The following is an 18,959-nucleotide window of genomic DNA, read 5'->3' as shown; positions in this document are numbered from 1 at the left end:
TGGACCCGTGGCAGAGAACACCGCTTCAGACCGTAGCCCGTTGACGACCGCTCCCATGCTCGGCGTCCCCGAACTCGTGGACCGCCTCGGCATCACTCCCGGCCGGCTCCATCGCCTCATCGAGGATCGCGTACTCGCGTCGGTGCGCATCGACGGCGTCCTGCGGGTTCCTGCAGAGTTCTTGCAGGGCGACGAGCCGCTGCCATCGCTTCGCGGCACCCTGCTCGTGCTCGACGACGCCGGCTTCTCCGAGGAGGAAGCGGTGCTCTGGATGCTCTCGGTGAACGACGAACTGGGGGAGCGGCCGATCGATTCGCTTCAGGCCGGCCGGAAGAGCGCGGTGCGTCGCGCGACGCAGTCGCTCGCCTTTTGACCTCTCGCGCGCGTGGTTCGTTGAGAACTCCGGGTCGCGCCTCGGGCGATCTCAGAACTCGCGTCGCGCCGCCCGGTCGGCGAGCCGCGTCAGCGCCTCGCTCGCGTCACGGCGGGTCGGGGAATGCTCGAGCGAGTTGATCGCTCGTTCGACATTGCGCGCGATCATCTGCTCGACTCGATCGACTGCCCCGCTCTCGCGGATGGTGCGCTGGAGGATCGCGACCTGTTCCGGCTCGAGATCGTTGCCGAGCAGGTCGTCGAAGATGCGCCGCTGGGTTCCGGGCAGGTTCTCGCGCGCGAGCGTGACCAGGACTGTTCGCTTGCCCTCGACCAGGTCGTCGCCCGCGGGCTTGCCCGTGATCGATGCGTCGCCGAATACGCCGAGGAGGTCGTCGCGGAGCTGGAACGCGACGCCGATGGGGAGGCCGTAGTCCCGCAGGGCCTGCTCCTGCTCCTCATCGGCGCCGGCGAGCGCCGCGCCGATCAGGAGCGGCGCCTCGACGCTGTACTTCGCCGATTTGTAGACGAGCACCCGGGTCGAGCGTTCCAACTGCTCGTCGTGCGCGGCGAACTCGCTCTGCTGCTCCTCGAGCACGTCGAGGTACTGACCGACGGCGACCTCGCTCCGCATGCGGTTGAAGTGCGCTCGCGCGGCCTGCGCCGCGCCCGGGCTGATCGCGGCGGCGCACGCACGCTGCATGAGTTCGTCGGCCCACGACTGCAGGAGATCTCCGAGCAGAATCGCGCCGGCGATTCCGAAGTGCTCGGGGTTGCCGGCCCAGCGATGGCCGCCGTGCAGCTCGGCGAACACGCGGTGCACGGAAGGGCGGCCGCGACGGGTGTCCGATCGGTCGATGATGTCGTCGTGGATGAGTGCTGCGGCGTGGAAGAACTCCAGCGCACACGCGGCATCGAGCACCGGGGCGGCCGGGCCGTGGACGTCGTCGATGATGTCGAGCTCGCGCACGGACCGGTAGCCCAGGATCGCGAACTGCGCACGGAACCGCTTCCCGCCCGTCAGGAAGCGCTTCGCCTCATCCAGCAGCGGCGCGGCGTCCGCCCCGAGCGCCGCGAGCTCGTTGCGATGCTGTTCGAGGATGTCGCCGATGCGCTCCTGAATGAGGCCTGCGAGTCGCGTCGTTTCTTGCACGCGCCTAGCCTACTCACGGCTGCGGGTCGTAGACTGATCGGTACCAAGTTTTCCCGAAGCGCAGGAGGGCCGTCATGGCGCTGTCAGAGCACGAACAGCGGTTGCTCGACGAGATGGAGCGCGGCTTCTATCAGAGCGAAGCCGACGTTCTCCAGGCTGGCTCGTCGGAACCCCGTCGACTGAACTATCGGTCGCTCGTGCTCGGCATCATCGTCGTGATCCTCGGAATCGGAGTCCTCGTCGCCGGAGTGGCGGTGCAGCTGCTGTGGCTCGGGCTCATCGGGTTCGCCGTGATGCTCGGCGGCGTGATTCTCATGCTGTCGCGTCGCTCTTCCGGGCCGCTCACCGTCGAAGACATCACTTCCGCCGGTTCGGGTCCGAAGGCCCCCCGCTCGCGAGAGTCGCTGAGCGAGCGCATGGAGCGCCGGTGGGATCAGCGCATGGAGGGTGAGCGGTAGCTCGACGAATGCTGCGAGCACCGCTGCTGCGCGCGCATCGCGTGCGCTACGGCACCAGTTGAGTGCGAGCCCGCTCCCGATGTGAAGCCCCCGCTGCGGGGGCAAACCGGATCGATCGCGTCAGGTCAACGACCTGGCGCTTTTTTTGCGCCCGCTCGGCGATACTCGCGATCTGACGCGGCGCTCGACTGCGGGTCCTGCCGGTATTCGGCGCGCGCGCCCCGCGATGCACTCCACTTTGCTCCATTCGAACCTTCCGTCGGGGTCCGAACCGCGTGAAGACGCGCTTTCTCGGGAGCTTGAAGGCTCGAATCGGTCGGCGTGCTGCCCCTCACCGTGCGGGCCTCCCCGTGTCGTCGCCGCGTATTCTCGCGAATTCTCTCGATTCCGCCAGCAAAGTGGAGTGTGTTTAGGAACAAGTGGAGGAAAGTGGAGTAAACTGGCGCTCGAGGACGAGTCGGCGAAAGGAGGTCCCATGTTCCTGGGAACCTTCACGCCGCGCCTGGACGAAAAGGGCCGACTGATTCTTCCCTCGAAGTTTCGGAACGAACTCGCCGACGGCCTCGTGATCACCCGCGGGCAGGAGCGCTGCCTCTACGTGTTCAGCGAAACCGAGTTCGCCGAGATGCATCAGCGACTGCGGAGCGCACCGCTCGCCTCGAAGCAGGCGCGCGACTACCTCCGCGTGTTCCTCTCAGGGGCGCACCCCGAAACACCCGACAAGCAGAGCCGCATCACCATTCCGCAGAACCTCCGCGAGTACGCCGGGCTCGATCGCGAGCTCGCCGTCATCGGCGCCGGTTCGCGCGCGGAGATCTGGGATGCGGAGGCTTGGCAGACCTACCTGGCGGCGCAGGAAGCAGCGTTCTCCGAGATCGAGGAGGAGGTGATCCCGGGCATGTTCTAGCCCGGAATCCCTATGGCACACGACAACACACGCGATCCGAGCGGTCTGCACACCCCCGTGCTCCTCGAGCGCTGCCTCGAACTGCTCGCTCCGGTAGCGCAGGGCATCGCCGAGGGCGACACGCCCGTGATCGTCGACGCGACACTCGGCATGGGCGGACACAGTGAGGCGCTCCTCGATCGCTTCCCCCGGCTCACCGTGATCGGTCTCGACCGCGACACCGAGGCACTCGAACTCGCGGGCGCTCGTCTCCGGCGATTCGGGGATCGCGCGATCCGCGTGCACGCGGTGTACGACGAAATCGCCGAGGCCGTATCCGACAGCGGCTTCTCGCGGATCGACGGCGTGCTCTTCGATCTCGGCGTCTCATCGCTGCAGCTCGACGAGGCGGACCGCGGCTTCGCCTACGCCCAGGACGCTCCGCTCGACATGCGCATGGACCAGAGCAGCGGGGAGACCGCGGCCGACGTGCTGGCTGCGGCGCCCGAGGGCCGCCTGCGCGCGATCTTCGAACGATACGGCGAAGAACCCCTCGCAGGCCGGTACGCTCGCGCGATCATCGCGGCCAGGGCGGACGCTCCGATTCTGCGAAGCGGTCAGCTCGTCGAGGTGCTGCAGGCGGCGACCCCGGCCGCGGTGCGAGACCAGCGCCACCCCGCGAAGCGCGTATTCCAGGCGCTGCGCATCGAGGTCAATTCCGAACTCTCAGTACTCGAGCGCGCGATCCCCGCTGCGCTCGATCTCCTGAAGGTCGACGGCCGCGCGGTCGTCATGTCGTACCAGTCGCTCGAAGATCGTTTCGTGAAGCGCGAATTCGCGCGTCGCACGGCGTCGACCGCGCCCGCCGGCCTGCCCGTCGAGCTCCCGGAGCATCGTCCCGAGTTCCGCCTCCTCACACGCGGAGCCGAGCTCGCCGACGACGCCGAGCGCGCGCGCAACCCGCGCGCCATCCCCGTGCGCCTGCGCGCAGCCGAACGAATGAGGGACGCACGATGAGCACGACGCTTCCGATGGAGTTCGACGCGGCGGCGCTCCGCCTCGGCTCACCCTCTGGCACGCCGGCGCCCGCCCAGCCCGAGCGGCACCTGCGCCCGGTGCCGCACCCCGCGGCCCGGCCGGCGAAGCGCTCGCAGCGCAGCCCGCTCGCGGGAGCGCTCATCGCGGTCGGCGTCGTCCTGGCCATCTTCGCAACGCAGCTCGGTCTGAGCATCGCGATCTCTCAGGGCGCATACGAGTCGCGCGCACTCGAGGTGGAGCAGCGCGACCTCGGGCGCGTGGAACGAGTGCTGTCGCAGAACGTCGACAAGCTCGCGTCCCCGCAGAACCTCGCGGAGAATGCGGCCGCGCTCGGCATGGTGCAGAACTCGCGACCCGCGACGCTCCGCCTGAGCGACGGCGCAGTGCTCGGGGCGCTCGACTCGGAGACGACGGCGGCCTCTGGCAACCTCATCCCGAATGCGACCCTCGAGAGCATGCCGGTGGTGGACGCCGCAGGCCTCCTCGTGCCGCGGAACTCCGGACAGGCCGCGGGTGCTCAGGCCGAAGACATCGATCCGCCGGTACGGTGGACGGGCAAGCTGCCTGCTCCCGATACGCACTAGGCAGTAGCAGAACTCCGGGAGGAATCGGATGCTGAGACTGCGCGGATCTTCGCTTCGCCGGGCCATCGCGCTCGCCATCATCGTCGTCGCTGCGATCGTGTTTCTCGTGCGACTCGTGGACGTGCAGGTGGTTTCCGCCGCCGCCCTGAACGAGGATGCGAAAGACAAGCGCGCGGTGCCCGTCGCGATTCCGAGCGTGCGCGGCGACATCGTCGATCGCGACGGGGAAGTGCTCGCGACGACGGACGAGCGCTACGACGTGCAGCTCTCGCCGAAGAACACGCGTCTGAACGACGGCGTGTTCTACCGCTTCGACACCGAGCGCGGCGTGGGCACGGTCAAGGTCACCGCAGCGCAGGCCTTCGAGGAGATCGGAGCGGTGACCGGGCAGAGCGGCGACGAGATCCAGAAGATCGTGGATGACGCGCTGAGCGACAACCCGAAGTCGGACTTCGCCTACGTGCAGCGATCCATCGATCTGACCCAGTTGAACGCGCTCAAGGCGCTCGAGATCCCGTGGCTCACCTTCGAGAGCCAGCACACGCGCACTTACCCCAACGGCGCGGTCGGCGGCAACATCGTGGGATTCTCCGGAGCCGACGACGTGCCGCAGGCCGGCGTCGAGCTGTCGCAGGACGCCTGCCTCACCGGGGTGGACGGCACTGAGACCTACGAGCGGAGCGAGGACGGAGTGGCGCTCCCCGGGAGCGTCGTCGTCACCAGGAAGGTGCAGGACGGCGGCACGGTGCAGCTCACGATCGACCGCGACCTGCAGTGGGAGGCCCAGCAGGCGATCAACCAGCAGGTGCAGTCCGTCGGCGCGGCGTACGGACTGCTCACGGTGATGGACGTCCAGACCGGCGAGCTCGTCGCCGTTGCGGAGGACGGCTCGGTCGACCCGAACGACGTCGATGCCTCAGACCCGGCGAAGCGCGAAGCGCGTTCCTTCACCTCGCCGTACGAGCCGGGCTCGACGTTCAAGGCGATCACCGCGGCGGCGCTCATCGACCAGGGCGTCGCGACGCCCGCGTCGCAGAACCTCACGCCCGACTACCTCGAGCCGGAGCCAGGCGTGCGCTTCGGCGACGCGTTCAACCATCCCGAGATGCCGTGGACGTTGACCGGCATCCTCACGCAGTCGTCCAACGTCGGCACCTCGATGCTCGGCGCGCAGCTCGACGCCGAGACGCGATACGACTACCTCAAGCGATTCGGCGTCGGCACCGCCACCCAGGCGGGAATGCCAGTCGAGGATTCCGGTCTGCTGTACGAGCCGGCGGACTGGGACCGCCAGACCTCGTACAACACCATGTTCGGTCAGGGCCTCTCCTCGACCGTCGTGCAGACTGCCGGCGTCTACCAGGCGATCGCGAACAAGGGCGTGCGTGTGCCGCCCAGCGTGGTGCAGGAGTGCGTGGAGGCCGACGGCACGACGACCGCGCCCGAGCACGGCGAGCCGGTCACGGCGATCTCGGAGAGCACCGCAGCCGAAATGATGGGCATGCTCGAGACCGTCACCACCGAGGGCTGGTTCAAGGACCTCATCGCGATCCCGGGGTACCGGATCGCCGGCAAGACCGGCACCGCGGAGCAGGTCGACCCGGCCACTGGGCTCTATCGCACGGACTACGTGCACTCGTTCGCGGGGATCTTCCCGGCCGACGACCCGCAGTACGTCGCGGTAGCATCGATTGCGTTCCCGACGGCGGGAGATGGTGGCGTCGCCGCACTCACCGCCTTCCGGCAGGCCGCAGAGGCGACGATCCGCACGTTCCACATCCCGCCATCCACGGGGGAGTTCCAACCGCTCCCCACCGAGTATTGATCACGCCCAGGAGGCCAGCACCCGTGAGTACCGGAGATGCTTTGAGCATTCGCCCGCAGCAGCCCGTCCCCGTCCCGCTCGACGAGATCGTCGAGCGATTCGACGTGCGCGCCGCGGGCCGGTCGACGGGGCTGTTCGTCACCGGCGTCTCGCTCGACTCGCGCGATGTGCGACCCGGCGACCTCTACGTCGGCATGCCAGGCGCCCAGCGGCACGGTGCGGAGTTCGCCGCTCAGGCCGCCGCGTCCGGTGCGAGTGCGATGCTGACCGACGCGGCCGGCGCCGAGCTCGCCGCGGCAGCGGGGACGTCGCTGCCCGTGCTCGTCTCCGACGCGCACCCGCGCCTGATTCTCGGCGATGTCGCCGCGGTCGTCTACCGCACCGACGGCTTCTCCGCGCGCACCTTCGGCGTCACCGGGACGAACGGCAAGACGAGCGTCGTGTACCTCATCGCCGAGCTGCTGCGCGCGGCGGGCATCACCGCGGGGCTCAGCTCCACGGCGGAGCGCCGGATCGGCGACGAGGTGGTGGTGAGCAACCTCACCAGCCCCGAGGCCTCCGAGCTGCACGGACTCCTGGCCCGCATGGTCGAGGTCGGCGTCGGGGGCGTGGCCATCGAGGTGTCGGCCCAGGCGGTCGTTCGCCACCGTCTCGACGGCCTGCGCTTCGATGTCGTCGCGTTCAACAACTTCTCCCAGGACCACCTCGACGAATTCGGCGATCTGGAGACCTACTTCGCAGCCAAGCTCGCGCTGTTCGCGCCGGAGCACGCGGAACGCGGCGTCGTCGTCGTCGATTCGGCCTGGGGGCAGCGCATCGCGCGCGAATCGCAGATCCCGGTGACGCGCCTCGCCACCGAGTACGGGCGGGACGCCGACTGGCACCTCGCGGTCACACGCCAGACGCTCGACGGCGTGTCGTTCGTGCTGCAGGGGCCGGAGGGCGCCCACTTCCGCGGAAGCGTTCCGGTGTTCGGTCGCTTCATGGCGGAGAACGCCGCGCTCGCGCTGATCATGCTGCACGAGGCGGGGATTCCGATCGCGCAGGTCGAGGCGGGACTCGAGCAGGGTCGCATCCCGGTGTACATCCCCGGTCGTCTCGAGCAGATCACGGAGAGCGGCAGCACGGGCCCGCGCTTCTACGTCGACTACGGGCACACGCCCGGGGCATTCGAGGCGATGCTCGACGCCCTCGGAGAGGTCGCGCCGGGGAAGATCATCTTCCTGTTCGGAGCCGATGGCGACCGCGACACGACGAAGCGGGAGGAGATGGGAAGGATCGCGGCTGCGGGCGCCGACACCGTCATCATCTGCGACTACCACCCGCGCTCCGAGCCGCCGGAGGCGATCCGCGCTCAGCTCCTCGCCGGAGCCCGCTCGGCCCAGCACGCCGAGGTCATCGAGGAGGGCGATCCTCGGGCCGCCGTGCGCCTCGCCATTTCACTGGCCGAACCCGGTGACGTTATCCTGTATGCCGGTCCCGGACACGAGGACCATCAAGAAGTCGCCGGGCGGTTCATCCCGTACTCGGCGCGTGACGAAGTTCGCGGTGCGCTCCGCGAGGCAGGACTGCTCCCGTGATTGCACTGACACTGGCCGAGATCGCGACCGCCGTGAACGGCCGCCTGGTCCCCGGAGACGGCGGAGCGGGGCCGGAGACGCTCATCGACGGCGAGTCGCAGACCGACTCCCGCGAGGTCGGACCGGGGCACATCTTCTTCGCCCGACGCGGTGAGGAGACCGACGGACACCGATACGCCGCTCGAGCGGTCGACGCCGGTGCCGCTCTGCTCGTGGTGGAGCACGAGGTGGACAGCCGCGTTCCGCAGATCGTCGTCGCCGACAGCACCGATGCGCTCGGCGCCCTCGCGACCGAGGTCGTGCGACGCGTTCGCGAAGCGGGCGAACTCACGATCGTCGGAATCACCGGATCGAACGGCAAGACGACCACGAAGAACCTGGTCGCCGCAATGGCGGAACGCACCGGCCCGACCGTCGCTTCCGCGAAATCGTTCAACAACGAGGTCGGCGGGCCCGTGACGATGCTGCGCGTCGCACCGGATACGCGCACGCTCATCGCCGAGATGGGAGCGAGCGCAGAAGGCGAGATCGCACGTCTCACCGCGATGGCGCCGCCGCACATCGGGGTCGTGCTGACGGTCGGACTCGCCCATGCGGGCGAATTCGGCGGGATCGAGACCACCTTCCGCACGAAGAGCGAGATGGTGCGTGACCTGCCCGCGTCTGCGATCGCCGTGCTGAACCGCGACGATCCCCGCGTCGCGCAGATGGCCGAACTCACGCGCGCCCAGGTCCACTGGTTCGGTCTCGGCTCGGAGACCGACGTCCGTGCGACCGATGTGGATGCATCGGCGGACGGCACACGATTCGTGATCCACGCCGACGGAGCGTCCCTCCCCGTGCACTTCCGGGTACTCGGGGAGCACCACGTCATGAACGCGCTTGCGGCCGCGGCGGTGGGGCGGGCGCTCGGGATCCCGCTCGCCGAGATCGTCGAGACGCTCGAATCGGCGACCCTCGCCGCCCCGGGGCGCATGGAGGTGCTCGGCGGACGCGACGGGGTGACGATCATCAACGATGCCTACAACGCGAGCCCGGACTCCATGAGCGCCGCGCTGCGCACGCTTGCACAGATCCGCAGACCAGCCGGGCGCTCGGTCGCCGTCCTCGGAGCGATGAGCGAGCTCGGCGAGTACTCCATCGAGGAGCACCGACGCGTCGGGCTCCAGGCGGTGCGGTTGCGGATCTCCGAACTGGTGGTCGTGGGCGCCGAGGCGCGCCAGCTGCACATCAGCGCGATCAATGAGGGCGCCTGGGACGGGGAGAGCACCTTCTTCCCCACCCAGGACGAAGCCTTCGCCTACCTCACCGAGACACTGCGCGCCGATGATACGGTGCTCGTGAAGTCCTCGAACGCCGCGGGCCTCCAGCGACTCGGAGATCGTCTCGGGGAGGCGTACGCATGATCGCGCTGCTCATCGCCGGCGGGTTCTCCCTCCTCTACTCGCTGCTCCTGACGCCGTTGTTCGTGCGCGGCTTCAACCGGCTGCGCTGGGGCCAGCCGATTCGCGTCGACGGGCCGAAAGAGCACGAGATCAAGCGCGGCACGCCCACGATGGGCGGAATCATCTTCCTCTCCGGGTCGGTGATCGCCTACTTCGTCGGCAAGCTCGTCATGGGCGAGCAGCCCTCTCCATCTGCGCTGCTCGTCATCCTGATGGCTGTCGGAGCGGGGCTCGTCGGCTTCATCGACGACTTCATGAAGACGCGGCAGCAGGCATCTGCGGGGCTCGGCGGCTGGGCGAAGATCGCAGGCCAGGTCATCATCGCAGTATCGTTCGCGGTGCTCGGCATCCAGTTCGCGAACGGCGCGGGCATCACCCCGGTGTCGACCCATGTCTCGGTCTTCCGCGACCTGCCCTTCGACTTCATGACGTTCGGCCCCATCATCGGCATCGGGCTCGTGATCATCTGGGTCATGGTCATCGTCACGGCGACGACGAACGCCGTGAACGTGACAGACGGTCTCGACGGTCTCGCAGCGGGATCCGCCATCTTCGCGTTCGGCGCCTACCTCGTGATCGGGTTCTGGCAGTCCGCGCAGAGCTGCGTGAGCAACGCTGCGGAGCCCGGGTGCTACGAGGTGCGCGATCCGATGGATCTCGCGGTCATCGCGGCGGCATTCCTCGGCGGCGTCGGCGGGTTCCTCTGGTGGAACACGAACCCGGCGCACGTGTTCATGGGTGATACGGGATCGATGGGCATCGGCGGCGCCATCGCGGCGCTCGCGATCCTGAGCCGCACCGAGGTCCTGCTGATCCTGATCGGCGGACTGTTCATCATCGAGACCGGTTCGGTGATCCTGCAGCGCCTGTACTTCAAGGTCACGCGCGGCAGGCGCATCTTCCTGATGAGTCCGATCCATCATCACTTCGAGCTCAAAGGGTGGGCCGAGGTGACCGTGGTCGTGCGATTCTGGATCATCGCCGCCCTCTTCGTCATCGCCGGGGTGGGCGCGTTCTACGGCGAATGGCTGCTGCAGCAGTCGTGATGGGAGCAGACATGAACAGCACTGGCGGAGACGCAGCGATCTACGCGAAGCTGGTCGCTGACCGTGTCGATGCGCTGACGAGTTGGCACCACGACTGGACCGGACTCCGCGTCGCGGTCCTCGGCCTCGGCGTGACCGGGTTCTCGGTCGCCGACACGCTCGTCGAACTGGGAGCGCGCGTGCGGGTGATCGCGGGTGCGCCGGATTCGGAGCGCGAACGACTGCTCGAGGTCATCGGGGCGGAGTACTTCCAGTCTGCTGAGGACGAGGCCCAGCTCGCCGACCTCGCCGCCTTCGACCCCGAGCTCGTGATCGTGTCTCCCGGGTACCGGCCGGACCATCCGCTCACGACCTGGGCGGTCGCCCGCGATGTGACGGTGTGGGGAGACATCGAACTCGGCTGGCGCCTCCGCGATAAGACGGGCAGGATCGCCGACTGGATCTGCATCACGGGCACGAACGGCAAGACGACGACGACCCAGTTGACGGCTCACATGCTCTCGGCCGGCGGGCTGCGGGTCACGCCGGCTGGGAACATCGGCACTCCCATCCTCGATGCACTGCGCGACCCCCAGGGATACGACGCGATCGTCGTCGAGCTGTCGAGCTTCCAGCTCGAGCGCCTGGGTGAGATCTCGCCCTACGCGAGCGCATGCCTGAACTTCGCGGACGATCATCTCGACTGGCACGGCAGCCATGACGCCTATTGGGCGGCGAAGGCGAAGGTGTATCAGCACACGCAGGTCGCCTGCGTGTACAACCGTGCAGACGCGGCGACGGAGCGCATGGTGGAGGCCGCGGATGTGGTGGAGGGCGCCCGGGCCGTGAGCTTCGGGCTCGACACCCCTCCGACGAGCGGCTTCGGCGTGGTCGAGGGGATCCTCGTCGATCGCGGCTATCACGCGGAGCGCCGCAGCGAGGCGTTCGAGCTCGTCACGATCGAGGAACTCGCAGAGCGAGGCCTCGCGGCCCCGCACATGGTGCAGAACGTGCTCGCCGCGAGCGCCCTCGCCCGGTCCCGCGGCGTGGAACCGGGCGAGATCGCGCGAGCCGTGCTCACCTTCGTGCCCGATCCGCACCGTGCGCAACAGCTCGGCGAGATGCAGGGGCTGCGCTGGATCGATGATTCGAAGGCGACGAACGCCCACGCTGCCGATGCGTCGCTGCGTGCGCTGCACGATGTCGTGTGGGTGCTGGGCGGTCTCCTGAAAGGCGTCGACATCGACGAGCTCGTGCGCACGCACGCGATCCGGTTGCGCGGCGCCGTGGTGATCGGAGTCGATCGTGAGCCGGTGCTCGCCGCACTGAGACGGCACCTGGGGGAGCGGCCCGTCGTCGAGATCGACGACGCCGGGCTCGACCCCGACGGCATCATGCGGTCCGCGGTGGCGCAGGCCCGTGCGATCGGGCACCCGGGCGACACGGTGCTGCTCTCACCCGCTGCGGCGTCCATGGATCAGTTCGCCGGCTACGCCGACCGCGGCCGACGCTTCCAAGCCGCGGTCCGAGAGCTGGAATGATGTCTGCGCGCACGAGCGAGCGCGAACCGGGCCGGGCTCCCGCCCAAGCCCTGATCCGGCTGGGCGGCATGCTGCGCATCGGTTCCGATCGCACGGTCATCGCGCTCTACACCATCACGCTGCTGCTGGTGGGCTTCGGCCTCATCATGGTGCTCTCGTCATCATCCATCACCTCGTATCTCGCCGATCAGGGCTTCTTCGGAGGGTTCTGGCGTCAGGTGATCTTCGCCGTCATCGGCATCCCGCTGATGCTCGTCGCCGCCGCAATGCCCGTGAGCTTCTGGAAGCGCTACGCCTGGGCGCTCTTCGGGCTCGGCATCCTGCTGCAGCTGCTGGTGTTCACACCGCTCGGATTCGAAGTGGCCGGGAACCGGAACTGGATTCAGCTCGGCGGCGTGACTGCGCAGCCGTCCGAGGCGCTGAAGCTCGCGCTGGTGGTCTGGGTCGGGGCCGTGATGCAGCGGAAGGAGCCGCTGTTCGGCCAGATGCGGCACGAGCTCATCCCGGTCGTCATCCCCGGGGCTCTGATCGCCCTGGGAGTCGTGCTGCTCGGCAAGGACCTGGGTACGGTGATGATCATGGCCGCCCTCGTGTTCGGCGCGATGTTCTTCGGGGGCATGAGCTGGAAGACGCTCGGGGTGACGGCCATCGGCGCGGCGCTCGCGGTCGCCTTCTTCGTGCTGTCGAGCCCGAACCGCATGGCGCGGCTGCTCAGCCACGCCGGAGGGACCGACGACTACAGCGGCATCGACTGGCAGGCGACGCACGGGCTGTGGGCCCTCGCCGGCGGCGGGCTCTTCGGCGTCGGGCTCGGCAATTCGAAGGCGAAATGGTCGTGGCTTCCCGCGGCCGACAACGACTACATCTTCGCGATCATCGGCGAGGAGCTGGGGCTCATCGGCGCACTGCTCGTCGTCGTGCTGTTCATCGCGCTGACCGTGGTGATGCTCCGCCTCATCGTGCGGGCGCGCGACCGGTTCGGCCGAGCCGTGGTCGGCGGCGTACTGGTCTGGATCGTCGGCCAGGCGTTCGTGAACATCGCGGTCGTCGTCGGCGTGCTGCCGGTGCTCGGCGTGCCGCTCCCGCTCATCAGCTCGGGCGGTACCGCCCTCATCGCGTGCCTCATCGCCATCGGCGTCGTCATCTCGATCGCCCGCGATGCCGCACGACATCAGGAAGAGATTGGACAGGCATGACCACGTATCTGCTGGCGGGCGGCGGAACCGCCGGGCACGTGAACCCGCTTCTGGCGCTCGCCGACCTCATTCGACGGGAAGAACCGGGGGCCGGCATCATCGTGCTCGGCACCCGCGAAGGTCTCGAGGCGCGGCTCGTGCCGGAGCGGGGTTACGAACTGGTGCATATCGAGCGCCTCCCGTTCCCACGTCGCCCGAACGCCGCGGCGCTGCGGTTTCCGGTGCGCTTCGCGCGTGCGGTCTCGCAGGTGCGCGAGTTGATCCGCAGCCGCGGCGTCGACGTGGTGGTGGGATTCGGCGGGTATGCGTCGGCGCCGGCGTATCGTGCTGCGGCTCGCGAAGGCGTTCCCACCGTCATCCACGAGGCGAACGCGAAACCGGGCCTGGCGAACCGCTGGGGCGCCAGGAGCACGCCGCACGTGGCGGTGACGTTCGCGGGCACGCCGATCGCAGGGGCGCGGGTCACCGGAATGCCGTTGCGGCCAGAGATCACGGGACTCGACCGTGCAGCGCTCCGCGACGAGGCGCGCGCGCACTTCGGACTCGATCCGGCTCGCAGCACCCTGCTCGTCACGGGAGGTTCGCTCGGTGCGCGTGCGCTCAACAGAGGGATCGCGGGCTCGGCGCAGATGCTCGTCGACGCCGGCATCCAGGTGCTCCACGTCTGGGGCGGTCTCACCGAGCTCGAAGACCCCGGCGTGCCCGGGTACGTCGTGATTCCCTATTGCGACCGCATGGACCTCGCATTCGCGGCCTGCGACCTCGCGGTATCGCGAGCGGGCTCGACGACGGTCAGCGAACTCGCGGGCCTCGGGATTCCCGCGGTACTCGTGCCCTACGCCGTCGGCAACGGTGAGCAACGATTCAACGCTGCCGACATGGTCGAGGCCGGGGGAGCGCTGCTCGTGGAAGACGGGGAACTCACGCCGCAGTGGGTGCACGACGTGCTCGTGCCGCTCCTGCTCGACGACGCCCGACTCGAAGCGATGTCGCGGCGCGCTCGCTCAGCCGGCGCGCTGGACGGCACTGAGCGCTTGCTCGAACTCGTGCGGGAGGCCGTGGGCGCCGCTGGAACCTGAGCGACTTCGATCGCTCAGCGGGTCCTCGGCGACGGGCGCCTCGCATCGCGGTACGCTTGACTGTCGATTCGTGCTGAGGAGGCGCCATGATCTATCCCGATCTCGAACTGGAGATCCCCGAAGACCTCGGGCAGGTCCATTTCGTCGGTATCGGCGGTTCGGGCATGAGCGGTATCGCTCGCATGATGCACCAAGCCGGTGTCACGGTCACCGGCTCTGATCGAAGCGCCAACTACTCGACGGAGGCTCTGGTCGAGCTCGGCATCCCGGTCTCCATCGGTCATGATGCGGACAACGTCGGCGATGCCGACACGCTCGTGGTCACCGGGGCGCTCTGGACGGACAATCCGGAGTACCAGCGCGCCCTCGCCCAGGGGCTCCCGGTGCTGCACCGGTCCCAGGCGCTGGCCTGGCTCGCGAGGAGCGCACGCGTCGTCGCGGTCGCCGGTGCGCACGGCAAGACGACGTCGACCGGCATGATCGTGACCGGCCTGCTCGGCGCGGGTGCGGATCCGTCGTTCGTGAACGGCGGCGTGATCGAAGCGCTCGGCGTGAGTTCCGGCACTGGCGGCGATGATCTCTTCGTGATCGAGGCGGATGAATCCGATAAGTCCTTCCTGCTCTACGACACCGCCGTCGCGCTCGTCACCAACGTCGATCCGGAGCATCTCGACTTCTACGGATCGCGGGAGGCCTTCATGCAGGCCTTCGTCGATTTCATGCGCGGCGCGCGCGAGCAGATCGTCATCTCCGCCGACGACCCGGGGGCGCGCGAAGTGCTCGCCACGCTGCAGCACCAGGGCGGGCACGCGCCGGTCCGCACGTTCGGCGAGACCCCCGGCGCCGACGTTCGCATCGTCGAGATCGATGATTCTGGCCCCGTTCGGTTCGCGGTGGAAATCGATGCGCACCGCTACGAGGCGCAGCTCGCCGTATACGGCAAGCACAACGCCGTCAACGCGGTTGGCGCGCTCGCCGTGCTCACCGGCCTGGGGTTCGAGCCGGGCGCCGCGCTCGAGGCGATCGCCGCGTTCGGCGGCACGAAGCGCCGCTTCGAGTTCCATGCCGAGGTGCAGGGCGTGCGCGTGTACGACGACTACGCCCACCACCCCACGGAGGTCGCGGCGCTGCTCGACTCCGCCCGCGCGGTCGTCGGCGAGGGTCGCCTCATCGCGATCCACCAGCCCCACCTCTTCAGTCGCACGCGCATGTTCCATCGGGAGTTCGCCGAGGTGCTCGAGCGCGGGGCCGACCACACGGTGGTGCTCGCCGTCGACGGAGCGCGCGAGGACCCGGTCCCGGAGGTCACGGGCGCACTCGTCTCCGATGACTTCGCGGACGCGGATCGCGTGGCGTACCTGCCGGAGTGGCAGGATGCCGCGGACTACCTCGCGCGCATCGCCCGTCCGGGCGACGTCATGGTGACGATGAGCTGCGGCACGGTGTACCGCATCATTCCTCAAGTGGTTGAGGCGCTGCGCGACCGGTTCGAGCTCGAGGCCCGGTGAAGCGCCCCGGCGGTTTCGATCGGACGCCCGATCAACCGCGTCCGGAGCCGGAGCCGCCCGCCGGGCGGCCTCCGGCCGAGGTCTCAGAAGCTGCGGGGCGACTCGGGCCACGGCTGAGCCGGGTGCCGGCGCGCGCTCACGTCCCTGAAACCGGAGTCTCGCCGACCATCGATCTGAGCGATGTGCGCGCTTCGAGACACGCGCCTCCTGAGCAGGAGGGTCCGGACTCCGCCACCCGGGCGGAGGAAGATCTCCAGGTGCGTGCTTCCGGGGCGATCGACGGTGCGCGAGCCGTTCGTCTCTCTGACGAGCACCCGACGGTCGATCTCGGATCACTGGACACCCGTGCTCGCTCCGGTCTCGATCGGTTTCGCGGAAGCGAACCGGATCCGGTGCGCGAGGCGGAGCGCCGGGTGGCAGCGGCGGCGCGCCTGCGGAAGCGGCAGGCTCGACGCGAGCGGCGACGCTTCTCGGCGGAGGCCCGCGGTCGGAGGCGCCACTGGATCATCGCGTTCGCAGCCGTCGGCGCGCTCGCCCTGTTCGTCGGTGCCGGAGTCTTCACGCCTCTGATGGCGGTGAAGACCGTCGAGGTGACCGGCGCTGAGAGCGTGAACGCCGCGGATGTGCACAGCGCACTCGAGCGGTTCGAGGGGCGGCCTCTCGCGCTGATCGACGATGCCGAGGTGCATCGCGCCCTCGAACCCTTCCCCCTGATCCAGCGCTACGCAGTGGAGCGGGTGCCGCCGCACACGCTGGTCGTGCGGATCGAAGAGCGCGTGCCCGTGATCTCGGTCGCAGGGGCCGATGGCGTCGAGCTCTACGACGCCGCCGGGGTGCTGCTCGGCGCTGCGGATGCTGCACCCGCGGGCGTGCCGGTCGGCGCAGGAGCGCTCACGGACCGGGGCTCCGCGGCCTTCCGGTCGGCGTCGCGCGCGCTCCGCGACATGCCCGCGGATCTGCGTGCGCAGATCACGAGCGCCAGCGCCTCGAGCGCTCAGGATGTGACGTTCACGCTCGCGAGCGGCATCACGGTGCTCTGGGGGGATGCCGATGAGAGTCGACGCAAGGCGGTGGTGCTGCAGGCGATGCTCGCCTCCCTCGCCGGGCAGCCGGTGACGCGAATCGATGTCTCAGCGACCGAAGCGCCCGTCTTCGAGTAGCGCGAGCGGTTTCTTTCGACGGGCTCGCGGCGTGTCAGGCGTTGCCGCATGCTCCTGGCCCATACGGTGGTGCGCAGGAAATGTATACGGCAATACTAACTCTTAACCTCGAGTAAAGGTTGAAGGTTAGGGGCGGAGGAACCACGTGTCAGCGAACCAGAACTACCTTGCGGTGATCAAGGTCGTCGGCGTCGGCGGCGGCGGCGTGAACGCAGTCAACCGGATGATCGAGCTCGGACTGCGGGGCGTCGAGTTCATCGCCGTCAACACCGATGCGCAGGCGCTGCTCCTCAGCGATGCCGACGTCAAGCTCGACGTCGGCCGCGAGCTCACGCGCGGTCTCGGCGCCGGCGCCGATCCCGAGGTGGGGCGCCGTGCGGCCGAGGATCACGCCGAGGAGATCGAAGAGGCGCTCGCCGGTGCCGACATGGTATTCGTCACCGCAGGCGAGGGCGGCGGCACGGGTACGGGGGCCGCCCCGGTCGTGGCTCGCATCGCGAAGTCCATCGGCGCACTCACCATCGGCGTGGTCACGCGGCCGTTCAGCTTCGAGGGCAAGCGCCGAGCTGCTCAGGCCGACTCGGGCGTGCACACGCTGCGCGAGGCCGTCGACACGCTCATCGTGGTTCCCAACGATCGCCTGCTCGACATCAGCGAGCCCGGCATCAGCATGATCGAGGCGTTCGCCGCGGCCGACCAGGTGCTCCTCGCCGGCGTGTCGGGCATCACCGACCTCATCACGACTCCGGGTCTCATCAACCTCGACTTCGCCGATGTGAAATCGGTCATGCAGGGCGCCGGTGCCGCGCTCATGGGCATCGGCTCCGCCCGCGGAGCGGATCGCGCCATCAAAGCGGCGGAGCTCGCCGTGGCCTCGCCGCTGCTCGAAGCCTCCGTCGAAGGCGCGCACGGCGTGCTGCTGTCGATCCAAGGCTCGTCGAACCTCGCCCTGAGCGAGATCTACGAGGCCTCGACGCTGGTGCAGGATGTGGTGCACCCCGAGGCCAACATCATCTTCGGAACGGTGATCGACGACACCCTCGGAGACGAGGTGCGCGTGACCGTGATCGCTGCCGGCTTCGACGATGAGACGCCCGCTCCCATCGCCAACTCGGAGCGGGGTCGTCGCGGCAGTCACGTCGAGAGCCTCGATGAGGTCGCAGCGCCAGCAACCGCAGCAGCAGGCGGCGGCGCGGCTGCAGGCGTCGGCGCGGGGTACGCCGGATTCTCCGCGTCAGGGGATGCCGGGTCGAAGAACCCGCCGACGGGGCAGTTCGGAGAGGTGCTCTCGAATCCGCCCGTGGAGGCGCAGATCTCCGATCCCGCCTTCGACGGCGATGACGACGACGACCTCGACATTCCCGAGTTCCTGAGGTAACCCGCATGAGTGAAGCCAGCGACCGAGGCTTCCCCGGCCTGGGCGATCGTCTGCACCAGGTGCAATCGGGAATTGCGGACGCGTGTCGCGACGCCGGGCGCAGCTCGGACGAGATCGACCTCATCGTGGTGACCAAGTTCCATCCGGTCGAGCTGGTCGCGGCACTCGCCGACCTGGGCGTGCGGGACGTCGGCGAAAATCGACACCAGGAGGCTCAGGCGAAGGCCGAGCAGCTCGCGGAACTCGATCTGCGCTGGCACTTCGTCGGACAGCTCCAGACGAAGAAGGCCCGTCAAGCAGCGAGGTATGCGCATGCGATCCACTCGATCGACCGGGAGCGCCTCGTCGATGCGATCGCCGACATGGAGCGCGAGATCGAAGTCTTCATCCAGGTGAACCTCACGGAAGACCCCGCTCGCGGCGGCGCCGCTCCTGCCGAGCTCGAACGGCTCGCTGAGCACGTGCTCAGCGCACCCGCGCTGCACCTGCGCGGAGTGATGGCGGTGGCACCGCTCGAGGAGCCGGCACCGGCCGCGTTCGAACGACTGGCCGGCTATTCGGAGCGCGTGCGCGCGGTCGCGCCGGGCGCCACCGCCATCTCCGCAGGAATGACGCACGACTATCGCGAAGCCATTGCGGCGGGCGCGACACACCTCAGAATCGGAAGCGCAATCACCGGGAAACGCCCGGAGCCCCGATAGTCTCGAACCACCGCACCGTTGGGAGAAAAC

General features: G+C 68.7%; 17 protein-coding genes. 16 read left to right on the top strand and 1 reads right to left on the bottom strand.

Features of this window, described 5'->3' with window-relative positions:
* Positions 1-7 precede the first annotated feature (7 nt).
* Complete coding sequence (locus JSQ98_RS04435; RefSeq protein WP_370567870.1) at positions 8-373, top strand: Rv2175c family DNA-binding protein; 366 nt, start codon at positions 8-10, stop codon at positions 371-373.
* Between the two features lie 51 nt (positions 374-424).
* Here JSQ98_RS04435 and JSQ98_RS04430 read toward each other — a convergent pair whose 3' ends face one another.
* The gene (locus tag JSQ98_RS04430) at positions 425-1,525 is read right to left on the bottom strand and encodes a polyprenyl synthetase family protein (RefSeq protein ID WP_211648522.1); all 1,101 of its coding nucleotides are present in this window, start codon (positions 1,523-1,525) and stop codon (positions 425-427) included.
* Positions 1,526-1,599: 74 nt separating this feature from the next.
* Here JSQ98_RS04430 and JSQ98_RS04425 point away from each other — a divergent pair, with 74 nt between their 5' ends.
* From JSQ98_RS04425 to JSQ98_RS04355, 15 genes are all read left to right on the top strand, one after another.
* Positions 1,600-1,983: a DUF3040 domain-containing protein gene (locus tag JSQ98_RS04425; protein WP_200328656.1), complete on the top strand. Its 384-nt coding sequence runs from the start codon at positions 1,600-1,602 to the stop codon at positions 1,981-1,983.
* A gap of 475 nt (positions 1,984-2,458) precedes the next feature.
* Positions 2,459-2,890 carry a division/cell wall cluster transcriptional repressor MraZ gene (gene mraZ, locus JSQ98_RS04420; protein ID WP_090149408.1) on the top strand — a complete coding sequence of 144 codons (432 nt, stop codon included), beginning with the start codon at positions 2,459-2,461 and terminating at the stop codon, positions 2,888-2,890.
* Positions 2,891-2,902: 12 nt separating this feature from the next.
* Positions 2,903-3,886 carry a 16S rRNA (cytosine(1402)-N(4))-methyltransferase RsmH gene (gene rsmH, locus JSQ98_RS04415; protein WP_200328658.1) on the top strand — a complete coding sequence of 328 codons (984 nt, stop codon included), beginning with the start codon at positions 2,903-2,905 and terminating at the stop codon, positions 3,884-3,886.
* Positions 3,883-4,491, top strand: a complete 609-nt coding sequence (gene ftsL, locus JSQ98_RS04410) for a cell division protein FtsL (RefSeq protein WP_211648520.1) — start codon at positions 3,883-3,885, stop codon at positions 4,489-4,491. Before rsmH ends, ftsL begins: the two co-directional genes overlap by 4 nt.
* Before the next feature lie 28 nt (positions 4,492-4,519).
* Complete coding sequence (locus tag JSQ98_RS04405) at positions 4,520-6,316, top strand: peptidoglycan D,D-transpeptidase FtsI family protein (protein WP_211648519.1); 1,797 nt, start codon at positions 4,520-4,522, stop codon at positions 6,314-6,316.
* Positions 6,317-6,357: 41 nt separating this feature from the next.
* Positions 6,358-7,896, top strand: a complete 1,539-nt coding sequence (locus JSQ98_RS04400) for a Mur ligase family protein (RefSeq protein WP_211648518.1) — start codon at positions 6,358-6,360, stop codon at positions 7,894-7,896.
* Positions 7,893-9,302 carry a UDP-N-acetylmuramoyl-tripeptide--D-alanyl-D-alanine ligase gene (locus JSQ98_RS04395; protein ID WP_211648517.1) on the top strand — a complete coding sequence of 470 codons (1,410 nt, stop codon included), beginning with the start codon at positions 7,893-7,895 and terminating at the stop codon, positions 9,300-9,302. The genes JSQ98_RS04400 and JSQ98_RS04395 overlap by 4 nt, the downstream gene beginning before the upstream one ends.
* Positions 9,299-10,387 (top strand): phospho-N-acetylmuramoyl-pentapeptide-transferase, encoded by a 1,089-nt coding sequence (mraY, locus tag JSQ98_RS04390; protein ID WP_090149390.1) that lies wholly within the window; start codon positions 9,299-9,301, stop codon positions 10,385-10,387. The genes JSQ98_RS04395 and mraY overlap by 4 nt, the downstream gene beginning before the upstream one ends.
* An 11-nt stretch (positions 10,388-10,398) precedes the next feature.
* A complete protein-coding gene (gene murD, locus JSQ98_RS04385; RefSeq protein WP_249290729.1) occupies positions 10,399-11,907 on the top strand; it encodes a UDP-N-acetylmuramoyl-L-alanine--D-glutamate ligase in 1,509 nt (502 codons plus the stop codon).
* On the top strand, positions 11,907-13,103 hold the full coding sequence (ftsW, locus tag JSQ98_RS04380; protein ID WP_211648516.1) for a putative lipid II flippase FtsW: 1,197 nt from the start codon (positions 11,907-11,909) through the stop codon (positions 13,101-13,103). Before murD ends, ftsW begins: the two co-directional genes overlap by 1 nt.
* The gene (locus JSQ98_RS04375) at positions 13,100-14,182 is read left to right on the top strand and encodes a UDP-N-acetylglucosamine--N-acetylmuramyl-(pentapeptide) pyrophosphoryl-undecaprenol N-acetylglucosamine transferase (protein WP_211648515.1); all 1,083 of its coding nucleotides are present in this window, start codon (positions 13,100-13,102) and stop codon (positions 14,180-14,182) included. Before ftsW ends, JSQ98_RS04375 begins: the two co-directional genes overlap by 4 nt.
* A gap of 86 nt (positions 14,183-14,268) precedes the next feature.
* Complete coding sequence (gene murC, locus JSQ98_RS04370) at positions 14,269-15,690, top strand: UDP-N-acetylmuramate--L-alanine ligase (RefSeq protein WP_090149377.1); 1,422 nt, start codon at positions 14,269-14,271, stop codon at positions 15,688-15,690.
* Positions 15,691-15,812: 122 nt separating this feature from the next.
* Entirely contained in the window at positions 15,813-16,850 is a 1,038-nt protein-coding gene (locus JSQ98_RS15355; protein WP_211648514.1) for a cell division protein FtsQ/DivIB, read from the top strand.
* 145 nt (positions 16,851-16,995) lie between these two features.
* Positions 16,996-18,228 (top strand): cell division protein FtsZ, encoded by a 1,233-nt coding sequence (ftsZ, locus tag JSQ98_RS04360; protein ID WP_211648512.1) that lies wholly within the window; start codon positions 16,996-16,998, stop codon positions 18,226-18,228.
* Between the two features lie 5 nt (positions 18,229-18,233).
* Complete coding sequence (locus JSQ98_RS04355) at positions 18,234-18,929, top strand: YggS family pyridoxal phosphate-dependent enzyme (protein WP_211648510.1); 696 nt, start codon at positions 18,234-18,236, stop codon at positions 18,927-18,929.
* Positions 18,930-18,959: the final 30 nt, after the last annotated feature.

Source organism: Leucobacter manosquensis, assembly GCF_018304845.1.
In the GTDB taxonomy this organism is placed as follows: Bacteria; Actinomycetota; Actinomycetes; order Actinomycetales; family Microbacteriaceae; genus Leucobacter; species Leucobacter alluvii.
Note: the sequence above shows the minus strand (reverse complement) of the source record. Positions and strands in the feature narration are given on the sequence as shown.

What these genes read in the sequence shown, in the direction of transcription:
- JSQ98_RS04355 (WP_211648510.1), top strand. Translation starts at nt 18,234, where the DNA reads ATGAGTGAAGCCAGCGACCGAGGCTTCCCCGGCCTGGGCGATCGTCTG.
- JSQ98_RS04375 (WP_211648515.1), top strand. Translation starts at nt 13,100, where the DNA reads ATGACCACGTATCTGCTGGCGGGCGGCGGAACCGCCGGGCACGTGAAC.
- JSQ98_RS04405 (WP_211648519.1), top strand. Translation starts at nt 4,520, where the DNA reads ATGCTGAGACTGCGCGGATCTTCGCTTCGCCGGGCCATCGCGCTCGCC.
- murD (WP_249290729.1), top strand. Translation starts at nt 10,399, where the DNA reads ATGAACAGCACTGGCGGAGACGCAGCGATCTACGCGAAGCTGGTCGCT.
- JSQ98_RS04425 (WP_200328656.1), top strand. Translation starts at nt 1,600, where the DNA reads ATGGCGCTGTCAGAGCACGAACAGCGGTTGCTCGACGAGATGGAGCGC.
- ftsW (WP_211648516.1), top strand. Translation starts at nt 11,907, where the DNA reads ATGTCTGCGCGCACGAGCGAGCGCGAACCGGGCCGGGCTCCCGCCCAA.
- mraY (WP_090149390.1), top strand. Translation starts at nt 9,299, where the DNA reads ATGATCGCGCTGCTCATCGCCGGCGGGTTCTCCCTCCTCTACTCGCTG.
- rsmH (WP_200328658.1), top strand. Translation starts at nt 2,903, where the DNA reads ATGGCACACGACAACACACGCGATCCGAGCGGTCTGCACACCCCCGTG.
- ftsL (WP_211648520.1), top strand. Translation starts at nt 3,883, where the DNA reads ATGAGCACGACGCTTCCGATGGAGTTCGACGCGGCGGCGCTCCGCCTC.
- mraZ (WP_090149408.1), top strand. Translation starts at nt 2,459, where the DNA reads ATGTTCCTGGGAACCTTCACGCCGCGCCTGGACGAAAAGGGCCGACTG.
- murC (WP_090149377.1), top strand. Translation starts at nt 14,269, where the DNA reads ATGATCTATCCCGATCTCGAACTGGAGATCCCCGAAGACCTCGGGCAG.